The sequence below is a fragment of the Rhizobium sp. LCM 4573 genome (genome assembly GCF_001854865.1).
Lineage (GTDB): Bacteria > Pseudomonadota > Alphaproteobacteria > Rhizobiales > Rhizobiaceae > Neorhizobium.
Genome location: NZ_MDDW01000010.1, coordinates 20236 through 31349 on the forward strand (window position 1 = coordinate 20236; position 11114 = coordinate 31349).

Annotated in this window: 11 protein-coding genes; 7 read left to right on the plus strand and 4 right to left on the minus strand. The window is 58.6% G+C overall.

The window, feature by feature from the left end:
• Positions 1-54: 54 nt before the first annotated feature.
• A complete protein-coding gene (locus LCM4573_RS15660; protein WP_071007321.1) occupies positions 55-789 on the minus strand; it encodes an SDR family oxidoreductase in 735 nt (244 codons plus the stop codon).
• 121 nt (positions 790-910) lie between these two features.
• On the opposite strand from LCM4573_RS15660, the gene LCM4573_RS15665 reads away from it, so the two are divergent.
• Positions 911-1840: a LysR family transcriptional regulator gene (locus tag LCM4573_RS15665; protein WP_071007322.1), complete on the plus strand. Its 930-nt coding sequence runs from the start codon at positions 911-913 to the stop codon at positions 1838-1840.
• 288 nt (positions 1841-2128) lie between these two features.
• Here the strand turns inward: LCM4573_RS15665 and LCM4573_RS15670 are convergent, their stop codons facing one another.
• Complete coding sequence (locus tag LCM4573_RS15670; protein WP_071007323.1) at positions 2129-2827, minus strand: TetR family transcriptional regulator; 699 nt, start codon at positions 2825-2827, stop codon at positions 2129-2131.
• A 91-nt stretch (positions 2828-2918) separates the two neighbouring features.
• Here LCM4573_RS15670 and LCM4573_RS15675 point away from each other — a divergent pair, with 91 nt between their 5' ends.
• The 4 genes from LCM4573_RS15675 to LCM4573_RS15690 all read left to right on the plus strand — a co-directional run bounded on the left by LCM4573_RS15675 (position 2919) and on the right by LCM4573_RS15690 (position 7045).
• Positions 2919-3575: an O-methyltransferase gene (locus LCM4573_RS15675; RefSeq protein ID WP_071007324.1), complete on the plus strand. Its 657-nt coding sequence runs from the start codon at positions 2919-2921 to the stop codon at positions 3573-3575.
• Between the two features lie 21 nt (positions 3576-3596).
• The gene (locus LCM4573_RS15680; RefSeq protein ID WP_071007325.1) at positions 3597-4460 is read left to right on the plus strand and encodes an SDR family oxidoreductase; all 864 of its coding nucleotides are present in this window, start codon (positions 3597-3599) and stop codon (positions 4458-4460) included.
• 84 nt (positions 4461-4544) lie between these two features.
• Positions 4545-5678, plus strand: a complete 1134-nt coding sequence (locus tag LCM4573_RS15685) for a DUF3500 domain-containing protein (protein WP_198539729.1) — start codon at positions 4545-4547, stop codon at positions 5676-5678.
• A gap of 182 nt (positions 5679-5860) precedes the next feature.
• Entirely contained in the window at positions 5861-7045 is a 1185-nt protein-coding gene (locus tag LCM4573_RS15690; protein ID WP_071007326.1) for an arabinose transporter, read from the plus strand.
• Between the two features lie 691 nt (positions 7046-7736).
• Here LCM4573_RS15690 and LCM4573_RS15695 read toward each other — a convergent pair.
• The gene (locus LCM4573_RS15695; RefSeq protein ID WP_157895513.1) at positions 7737-8849 is read right to left on the minus strand and encodes a VWA domain-containing protein; all 1113 of its coding nucleotides are present in this window, start codon (positions 8847-8849) and stop codon (positions 7737-7739) included.
• Positions 8850-9158: 309 nt separating this feature from the next.
• On the opposite strand from LCM4573_RS15695, the gene LCM4573_RS15700 reads away from it, so the two are divergent.
• Positions 9159-10064, plus strand: coding sequence for a nucleotidyltransferase and HEPN domain-containing protein (locus LCM4573_RS15700; protein ID WP_071007328.1), 906 nt, complete (start codon positions 9159-9161; stop codon positions 10062-10064).
• Between the two features lie 97 nt (positions 10065-10161).
• Positions 10162-10623, plus strand: a complete 462-nt coding sequence (locus LCM4573_RS15705) for a hypothetical protein (RefSeq protein WP_071007329.1) — start codon at positions 10162-10164, stop codon at positions 10621-10623.
• An 89-nt stretch (positions 10624-10712) separates the two neighbouring features.
• Here the strand turns inward: LCM4573_RS15705 and LCM4573_RS28110 are convergent.
• On the minus strand, positions 10713-11114 hold a 402-nt coding region (locus LCM4573_RS28110), incomplete at its 5' end, for a hypothetical protein (RefSeq protein WP_157895514.1).

Consider the following 11114-nt stretch of genomic DNA (forward strand, 5'->3'; position numbering starts at 1 on the left):
GAATATGGGAACGTCATTCTCCGCCCCTAATCTCGTTAGCTCGGGGTGATGCCGTTAATTCATTCCACCATTGACATAGATTACCTGACCATTGATCCAGCGGGTGCGCCCGGCGAGGAAGGAGACGACCTCAGCGATGTCAGCGGGCGCGCCGAGCCGCTCCATTGGGTTAAGCTTGGCGATACGATCAATGGTCGCCTCGTCCTTGCCGTTCATAAACAGGTCTGTTGCGGTGGGACCGGGGGCAATAGTATTGACCGTGATGTCCCTACCGCGGAGTTCGCGAGCTAGGATCAGGCCGATGGCTTCAACCGCGCCCTTGCTGGCCGCATAGGCAGCGTAGCCGGGCAGCGCCTGGCGCTCAGCAGAAGTTGAGACATTGATGATCGCACCGCCGGCGCGCACGTGATGCGCTGCAAACTTGTTGACTACGAAGGTGCCACGCACATTGGTCCTGTGCATACGATCGAACCCATCCAGATCGAATTCGGCCACCGGGCCGAGGATCATGATGCCGGCGCAGCTCACGACCACGTCGATACCGCCGAATTCGTGCGTTGCCTTATCGAACAGGGCCCGAACTTCGGTTTCGTCAGCCACATCCGCTTTTATAGAGACGGCCTGTCCGCCGAAGGCCTTAATGGCATCAACGGTCCGCGTCGCCTCAGCGACCTGGTTGGCATAATTGACAACGACCGCGAATCCATCGTGCGCCAGTTGTTCTGCGATCGCCTTGCCAATTCCCCGCGAGGCGCCAGTGATGATCGCTACTCTTCCTTCGTTGTTCACCGTGCTGCTCCTTCTTTACTGAACAAAGCCCATCGCATTGCCATTGAGGAGCTTGTAATTTTTGATTATCCATTCTCCAAATGCATAGTAGTCAAGCTATCAATGACAGGAAGTTGGGCTTATGGCATTCGACTCGCGCCTGCTAAGCGGGATTGGCGTGCTTTCGGCGGTGATAGAGGCTGGCAGTTTCGTACGGGCAGGGGAGGCGCTCGGACTCACGCAACCTGCGGTTAGCCGGGCCGTTGCGCGCCTGGAAGCGCGCGTGGGGCTTCGCATCTTCAACCGCACCGCCCGGTCAATTACTCTTACGGATGAAGGCCGGCGGTTCTACGAAGCCGTTGCACCTCACCTGTCGGGGATCGAGGAGGCGACAATCCTCGCAACCGGCGCAAAAGAAGCCGTTCAGGGCCGGCTGCGAGTGAACGTGGATGGAGCGTTCGGGCATTATTTGCTTGCACCAAAGGTCGAGACATTTCTAGCCAGATTTCCGGATCTCTCCTTGGAGATCAGCGTTCGGGACCGGATGGGCGATCTCGTGGCCGACGGCTTTGATGTCGCAGTGCGATTTGGCGTTCCGGAATCATCGGCGCTTGTCACTAGGTTGCTGCTCGAGACCCGAGTTATCACATGTGCGTCGGCCGACTACCTTGCGCGCCACGGCGTTCCAACCCATCCCAAGGATCTTGAGCAAGAGCACGAATGTGTGCTGCTGCGTGACCCAAGCAGCGGTCGTCACTTCGCGTGGGAGTTCAACAAAGGAGAAGTGGTCATCCCGGTCTCGGTGAAGGGGCGGCTGCTAGTGAATGATACGGGCAGCCTGGTTGGTGCGTGCCTAGGCGGCCAAGGGGTCGCGCAGCTTCTCCAGCTATATGCGCAACACCTACTAGCCGATGGACAACTGGTCCATCTCCTATCCGATTGGTCGACTGAGACCTTTCCACTCTATACCTATTACCATCCCGCGAAATTTGTCCCGGCGAAGGTCCGCGCCTTCGTCGATTTCGTTCTTGAACTGGTTAGTAGCGAGCCATGGCGAACTTTGCCAGTTTGACCCCGCTCATTTTTGTGTCGTTTACTTTCGTGATCGCGCGTCTTCGCCGTATCAGTGATGATAGGGAGATCGTAGATTGTTGCTGGAAGCCTGCGGTCGTGACCATTGTGTCTCTCATCCGCAGAGAACAGGCGATTGCCGCCCATTTGACGGCTCATGCTCACTCAGCTCAACGCCATTCTGGACCCTAGAGGTCAACGAACTGCCCCCGTTTCTCGCTGACCTTCCGGCTCGGCAAGCAGCTAGAAGGCAACGCGTTCGTGGACCGCGGATTAATGGCTTTGGAAGTCACCCTTTTTGAAGCTGGATACCACCACCGGYGCGCTGATCTGTCGGGCTGGCTTCCTGCCCCGATTGACGGTGTGCCATTCGCTCCAGATACGCACATAGCATGTCAGCGATTGCGTCCGAATAGACTGCGATTTCGGGATCGGACCTGGGGGTCTCCGAGAACTCGCTCCCAACGGCGGTCAGGGTGGTCGCAATAACGTCGCCTACCAATTGCCGGGTTGCTTCGGTGGCCGTTGGAAGGACTTCGCTCATAAACCTCGAAACGATGAGGTCGCCTTCCGCCTCAATTTCGTACAATTCAGGGGAATGGCGATAGAGCGGTGCGGCATCATCCAATGCGACACGGAGCGCGGCTTCTTCAACCTCGGAACGGAGAAAAGCGAGAATCAGGGACCTCAGCCGTTCGAGAGGGGGCGACATAGCGTTACCGAGGATCGCTTCCCACTGCCGGTTCGTCCGCCGCCATTCGTCGCTTTGCAGTCGAAACAGAATGGCGGCCTTGTTTGGGAAATACTGATAGAGGGAGCCGACGCTCACGCCCGCTTTCTCAGCGACTCGCGCCGTGGTGAAGCGCCGCGCGCCCTCCTCTGCCAAAACCTGAACAGCGGCTTCCAAAATCGCTTCCACGAGCGCCGTTGAGCGGGCCTGCTTCGGCATCTTTCGTGAGGAAATGCAATGGGTTGATTGATGGGTCATCCGGGGCTCTGTCAATGCGATTAGCTAATGCGACGAAACAATCGTATTTAGTATCGCGAGACAAAACAACTCCCTTGTAGATTGGAACCACATGACCACGCTTAGTACCGCGCCGCTGGCGCCATTACTGGATCGCCTTTTTAATGAAGCTGATGCCGCGAAAAGCCCATCCCTCGCAGCGCTCTCGCGCGATGAGCGGAACCGGCTGATGCGGAGCAAGACCGAATATCTGCATCTCTATGGTTTGATGAAGGATCTGTGGCTCCCGGTCTCAAGGGAGACCGGACTGCTGCTATATATGCTGGCGCGCAGTTCCCGAGCCCGCAGCATTGTTGAGTTCGGCACGTCGTTCGGCATCTCGACACTGCACCTGGCTGCARCACTGCGTGACAATGGCGGCGGGCGGCTGATCACCAGCGAATTCGAACCCTCGAAAGTAGCGAGAGCGCGTGCGCATCTGACCGAAGGCGGTGTTATCGATCTCGTCGAAATCCGGGAAGGCGACGCGCTCGAAACGCTGAGAACTGATCTACCCGAGACGATCGATCTGCTGCTGCTGGATGGCGCAAAGTCGCTCTATCCGGAAATCCTGAGTCTGGTGGAAAGCCGCCTCAGGCCTGGAGCCCTCATCATAGCGGACAATGCTGATTTTTGTCCGGAATATCTAGACCGCGTGCGCGCGCCGGCTGCGGGCTACATGTCTCTTCCCTTTGCCGAGGATGTCGAGCTCTCCGTACGGGTCAACTGACGAATAACAAGGAGAACCCCTATGCACGTATTTGTAACTGGCTCCACCGGTTGGGTCGGCTCAGCCGTTGTCAACGAGCTACTGAATGCCGGCCACAAGGTCACGGGGCTTGCCCGCAACAGGGAGAAAGCATCGGCGCTGATTGCCCAAGGCGTGAAGATCGTTGAAGGCACACTTGACGACATCAATGTCCTGCGTCGTGCTGCCGAGGATTCAGACGCGGTGATCCATACCGCGTTCAATCATGACTTCTCCAGGTTCACCGAAAACGCGGAACAGGATCGGCGCGCTATTGAAGCACTCGGCGGTGCATTGGAAGGATCGCAACGGCCGCTTCTCGTGACGTCCGGCCTATCGGGGCTCCCACGCGGTGCGACCGAAGCCGATGTTCCCGGCCCGGCGGGCCCGCGAAAGTCGGAAGCAGCAGCACGGGTACTCTCAGAGCGCGGCGTGCGGGTTGCTACGGTGCGGCTTGCACCGTCCGTGCATGGCCTAGGCGATCACGGGTTCATTCCCATCGTGGTTCGCCTCGCGCGAGAGACAGGCGTGTCCGCCTATATTGGCAGCGGTGAGAACTGCTGGTCCGGTGTTTACAGGCTCGACGCTGCCAAGGTCTACCGGTTCGCCCTCGAGAAAGGCGTAACCGAACCTGTTTATCATGCGGTCGCCGACGAGGCCGTGCCGTTCAGGCAAATCGCTGAAGTAATCGGCCGTCGTCTTGGCTTGCCAGTCGAGCCAAGAGAGCGTGAGCACTTTGGCTGGTTCGCAAATATGGCGGGCGCCGACATGGCCGTCTCCAGCGCGCGCACCCGGTCACTTCTCCAATGGGAACCGGCTGGCCCGAGCCTTCTCGCGGATATTGACCAGCCCGGTTATTCCGGCTGACTCTCTGATCAGGCGCCCGTTCCGGTCGGCCGCGCGGCCAAGGCGGCGTACCCGGTAAACTCCACGACCTCGAAAGATCAACACATGCGTATGTTCAAGGCGGGCGCAACGCGCCCCGCAAATAAACCCTTGCGCCGCGGTTTCATCGGCAATTCCACGTTTGCCTTGGGCGCCATTTTGCTCGGATGCACCGAGCCAGTTGACTCTTCTCTCGCGTCGGCCCAGCCCGACACCGTTGTTACGACAGCCACACCGGCGGCCTTGGCGAATGGCCGCACCGTTCTTGAGCGGGCCCGCGCATTTGCCGCTGCGCTGTCTGACAAGCAGCGATCGGATCTCCTGCGGCCATACTCGCTGGCGAATGCGTCACGCTGGCATACCTATCCGCAATGGGGAATGGGCCGGCGCGGTCGCATCGGACTACGCCTGGAAACACTTTCACCGTCGCAATGGCAACATCTGGATGCCCTGCTTGCCGCGGCGACTGGCAGCGGGAAAGGCCAAGGCTACGAAGAACTTCAGCAGCACCTGAACGCTGACGATTTTCTGCGGCAGATTGGAAAGGACCAGCGCTACGGTCGCGGCGATTTCTATGTTGCATTCCTCGGAGAACCATCGGACACGGGTTTGTGGCAGCTTCAGTTCGGCGGGCACCATTTCGCTCTGTCCAATACGTATCGCGAGGGCATCCTAATCGGCGCGACGCCATCGTTTAGGGGCATCGAGCCAGTCTTTCCGTTCGAATTCAACGGTGTGATGCACGCGCCTCAAAAGCCTGCCATGGATGCATTCCGTGCACTCCTGGCCTCATTGGACAACGGTCAGCGCGAGAGTGCTCGAATCCATGGCAAATTCTCGGATGTGGTGATGGGCCCGGGAAGGGACTGGTCGTTTCCGGCCAACTCTGAGGGGATCGCAGCAGCAGTGTTGAGCGACCAGCAACGGGACCTCCTCTTGGCGGTGATCGCCGCCTACGTTCATGACGTCGACGACGCCAACGCCGCCCTGTTCATGGCCCGTTATCAAAGCGAGCTGGCCCAAACCCGTGTGAGCTTTGCCGGTTCGCCGTCTCTGTCGAGAACGGGCGACTATGTTCGCATCGATGGCCCCTCGTTGTGGATCGAGCTTGTCATGGACAGCCCCTACAACTTTTCTCAGCCGCACCCGCACGGTATCTGGCGTGACAAGCACACGGATTACGGTGGTACTCGCTCCTAGGCCCGAATCCAAGAACTCGCCCCGTCTGTGCTCCCTTGCACAATATGTCCGGATCCCAGGGTGAGAGTGCAAAGAGTCGCGCAGCGAAACGCGATGYCACTCCCTCTTCCATGCCGCATCAGCGGCCGCAAGCGTTCAGCGTCAATCAACGCATCCTGCAACAACGAAAAAGGTGCGTATACATGCGCGTTTCTGAACAACCCGATCTCGCCTATCGTCGCGTCCTTGCGCTGACGATCGCTCTGTTTCTCTCCTACCTGACTGTGGCCATGTCGCTGCCCGCTGTGCCTGTACACGTCGTTCAGGGGCTCGGTCTCGACAACACGTATGCCGGCCTGGCGGTCGGTATTGCCTTCCTGTCGACGATCCTGACACGCGGCTGGGCTGGAGCCTTATCCGAYCGCATCGGCGGCAAACCTGCCATGCGGTGGGGGCTTCTGATATATGCCGCGGCCGGTTTGGTCTGCCTTCTGGCGAGTTGGACACGACTTCCTGTCGCCGGTAGCTACACCATCCTGATCGTCGGCCGACTTCTGCTGGGGATCGGCGAAAGCGTCGCTATGGTCGGCATGATGGGTTGGGCGCTAGGACTGATGGGGCCRGCCCGTTCTGGCCGCGTCATATCGCTGGTCGGCATCGGGATCTATGGCGCCTTCGCTGTCGGCGGACCGCTTGGGATGGCGGCCCTGAACCGATCAGGCTTCACGGGGCTGATGGCCGCTTGCACGATACTGCCCCTCATTGGGCTCGTGGCGATTCACTGGCTTCCAGGCGTGGCGCCGCAGGCTGGGCAGCGGCAATCCTTCTGGCGCATCATTGGCCGGATTTGGCGGTCGGGTGCTGTCGTCGGCCTGCAAGGTGTCGGCTTTGCCGCGATCGGCGCATTTTTCCCACTTTACATCCTCAGCCGGGGATGGCCCCATGCCGGACTTGGCCTGTCCTTTTTCGGCGTCGGCTTCGTGCTGGTGCGCATGGTCTTCGGCCATCTACCGGACCAGGTCGGCGGCACGCGGGTGGCCGTCGTCTCGCTTATTGTGGAAGCTTGCGGACAATATCTGTTGTGGCTCGCCCCGGGGCCCAATGCGGCGCTTACCGGCGCGTTACTGACCGGGCTTGGTTGCTCGATGATTTTCCCGGCGATGGGTACCGAAGTCGTGAAACGGGTTCCCCCGCATGTTCGCGGCACAGCTGTCGGTGGCTTTGTCGCCTTTCAGGACTTCGCTTATGGAGCAACGGGACCTGTGGTCGGTCTGCTCGCAGATCATTCCGGATATGCATCAGTGTTCCTCATCGGCGGCCTTGCAGCGACGGTTGGATTGTGGATGGCGCTCTCACCGCAACGAGCTTCATCGGCGCAAGGACTGTGAACGAATGTCGGTCAGGTTGCAGTTGCAGACATTCGATATGCACTTCACCGTTCCGGTCGGCGCTAACAGGCTCAAAGCAGGTCCTAAAGCACCTGGTCAACAGCGGGGGTCAGGGCTGCCTCCACGCCGCCGCATCGGTCGTGATAGGCGGAACATTGATAACTGCCTTGCCTGTGATTAAGCGCTCAAAGCGGGACCCCACCACATGTTTTTCTATTCATTGAATTAACTGCAGGAACTTCATAATCGCGGGGGTCCCGCTCGGCGACGAGCTGGACCGCAATCAATTTCAAACTATAAACGGAATCGAAGTCCTTTTTGCCAAGAGTTCGCTGTGCATTCGGAGCATTGCAAGACACCTGCTTCGAGCGGGCCGCTTCGAGCTACGAAGATCGGTAACGGGGTCGGGCTCAATCCTCCCTGCCGGGGCGGCGTTTTCGCGGGACCCTATTCCATGCCGAATCACAGCACCGTTCACTACGCGCTCGCAGTGGACATGTTATGCCTGCAGGTGGCATCTGATCGGATGAATGTCAGCGAACTGCCGCCGCAACTGCAGCCTCTCATCAGCAAACTCGGCCAACAACTTTATCCCATCACAAGCCGTAAAGCCGGCGACATTCCAAGGAATGTTGACTTGCTGGCGCTATCGAACGGCAGCCGATTGGGAAGTTCAATCAAGCTGGCTGCACTACTGCTTGGAATATGCGGCTTTGACACGCTCACGGTCCTGCTCGATGCGGTCGTTCACCGCCTTCATTTCGGCCTTCACCCGGTCCTGGAACGTCTGCATCTCCGCCTTTAGTTTCTCGTGATGTTGCCGCAGACGGTCATAGGCCTCGCGAGCGAACTCGGCATCGGTCTGCCCGTTCTCAACCATCCTGTTCGAGAGTTCGAGAAATCTGGTGCTCTCGCTATTCGTAATATCAAGCACGCATGTATTGGCATGATTGCTTGCCTCGAGCGCACTGGTATTGTTATTGTTCTTCGTCTCGAGCGCTTCGCTGTCATAGGCTACTTTTTCTTCAAGGTTTGCGCTTTCCACGCGCAGGCGTTCTTCCAGCTCCTTGCCGCTGGCCACATTGGTGAACATGCCTCCTCCGGCCCTGGCGACCGACTCTAAGGCCTTGCGCTCCTTCTCGGGAATATTGAAGCCGATGATATTGACCACCGCTTTGACATCCGACTGGCGCAATGCCCGGGCTGCGGCGACAGGGTCACCACCGCAGGTTTCGAGCCCGTCAGATACGACGAACACGACCTGCTCTCCCTCACCGGAGGTGGGCGTGAAGCTCTGCCCCGCCTTGGTGATGGCTGCGGCCAGCGGCGTCCAGCCAGTCGCCTTCACCCTGTTCAGGGCATCGGAGATCTTTGGCTTATTCACCTTGGCCATCCCGGACAGCAGTTCAACTGCCTGACAGGACTCAGCCTTACCGCTTTCTTCATTATTGCCGCGATGGCCGAAAGCCAGAAGGCCGACCTCGGCGTCGGGTGGGACCGAATCAAGGAACTTCCGCACGGCCGCCTTCGCTGCGTCAATCTTCCGCTCACCGCCGGTACGACCGACCATAGAGCCGGAAGCATCGATCGCTATTATCGCCTTCTTCCAGCGCTGGCCTAGTGTTTCTGGCCCATCAGGCGGCTGTGGGCCTTCTTTCAACGCGTAGTCGACATAGCAGGCCTTCGTATCGCCGCCGAACTCAGCGAGGAAATCGTTGTAAAGCTGATCGGCCGTCCAATACTCCCGCTTGGAGGACAAGGCTTGTTCCTGGACGACCGGATCGTTTCTTCGAAACGCAAACACGTTCTATGCTTCTAGCCGCCGGCGACCGACACCGGTTCGTAGGGCCGTTCGCGTAGTTCCTCCCGGAGATCGTCGATCAGTAGGTCGATGCTGCGATCTAAACTTACCTGCCCATCCGAGGATAGAGAAGGCTCGGTCTGGGGCATCCTTGCGATAACGCTCAGGTTGCCTTTTCATTTCATGAGCAACCTCTAAGAACTCAAGGCGTCATTCGTTATCTCAGATAGATCAATCTTCAATTCTTTCATAACGCAGTACCCATGAATTCCGGTAGTAGACGGCGAATCGCCTTTGCCCTATCGATGGGATATGAAATCGAGCCTCGAACATCTGCCCGAGAAGAAGCAGCGGGAGCTTGCCCGCGTCGTCGAGATCATCCACGAGGAGTTTGCCGATACCCTCGCGGGAAGCTCGGCCACCTTCAAGACGCGTGGGCGGATCCTGAAGATCATCCTGTTCGGCTCCTATGCCCGCGGCACCTTTGTCGATGAGCCGCATACGATGAAGGGCTACCGCTCCGATTACGATATCCTGGTCATCGTCAGCTCCAAGAAACTCGCCGAGCCGCAGTACTGGGATAAAACAACCGACCGGCTGCTATGGGACAAGGGTGTCTCGACCCCGGTTGGGCTGATCGTGCATGGCGCACGGGAGGTGAACAACTTCCTGGCCGACGGGCAGTATTTCTTCGTCGACATCCTGCGCGAAGGCATCGTGCTCTACGAGCTCGACGACCGGCCCCTGGCCGAGCCGAGAAGGCTTACTCCCGCCGATGCGCTCAGGGTGGCAAAGGAGCATTTCGAGAGAGTCTTCAGATACTCAACGTCGTTTGCCAAAGGCGCCAGGTTCTATCTTTCAGAGGGGGAACTAAACCTTGCAGTGTTCGAACTCCACCAATCTGTTGAATCCGCATACTCCTGCCTGCTCCTCACGCTCACCAACTACAGCCCACCGTCGCACAACCTCAAATTCCTGCGCGGCCTTGCCGAGGATCATGACCGCCGGCTCATCGAAGCCTGGCCGCGCGACCAGCACCGCTTCACCGCCTGGTACAACATCCTCAACGAGGCCTATGTGAAGGCCCGCTATTCGAAGCACTTCGAGATCACCGAGGAAGCACTCGCCTGGCTTCTCGAGCGGACGGAACATCTCCACCGCCTCGTCGAGACGATCTGCAAGGAGCGGTTGGTGGAATTGGAGCAGAAAAACGCATGAGCTGATGTCTTCGTCGCCGGGAATTCCGTTCGCTTCATAAGGACGTCACGCGACTGGTTAATAGATGCCAACGGTTCAAAAGCCGAGGAAGTATCCGATGTCCATCACATTCCCCGCCGGCATTACGCCTCCGACCCAAACCTCCCATGCTTCGTCGTTCGAGCAGAAGCTGAACGCTGCGAAATCCAGCCAGGTTCTGGTCGAATACCTGAAGGAAAACGGAAAGTCCGCGATCAATGCTCGCGAGCTCTCCGAGCTTGCGAACAACGCCAATGGAGGCGTTCCTTCCGATGTTTCGGCCGCTGCCGCCTATATGGTGCGCCATGAAGACGTCTTTGCCGCGATCGAGACCCACGACGTTGCCGGGGAGGATGGTCTTTCTGGCGTCTGGAATTTCGAATGGGCAGCCGCGGGCGGTCTTGAGGGCTCGTCCATCGAAGCCATTGCCGCCATGAGCGATGCTTTCGATCGCGCCATCAACGCCTCGGCGAAGATCACCGAGATCACCACCGAGAGCAAGACGGAACTCGACGCCACCAAACAGCGCGCGCAAAACTGATTTATCCAGAAACGGAACGCCGGCAAGGCACGAAGACCCTGCCGGCGACCCGTTCATGGACATGCCATTTCCCTTTGCGGCTATGCTGCCTAGATCTGCATGTCAGGATCGTCGAAGCCAACGATATCGGGCGTCGCGGCGACGACGTATTGCCCGTTCAAGAAAGCTAGAAGACGCTGGAATGCGCGGCCTTGCGCTTCCATCCGCGTAAAGCTTTCGAGGGCCGTCCAGTTCGCGCCCAGCATAAGTGTACTCTGACTAAGCTGGCTGAGATCGGCCAGGAAGGCGGCGCGCGGCACATCGAAACCGATATCCGTCAATGTCAGCCGCACCATCTCCAGCGACGGCCCCGATTCTTTGCCCGTTGCAGCCAGCGAAATCTGTCGAATGTCTTTGAGTGCCGCATTGCTTCCGGCGATCGATGCAAAGACGCTCCGGCTGGCCAGAAAGCGCTCATGCACATCGCGCAGTTTGCCGTCGAAGGAATAGGT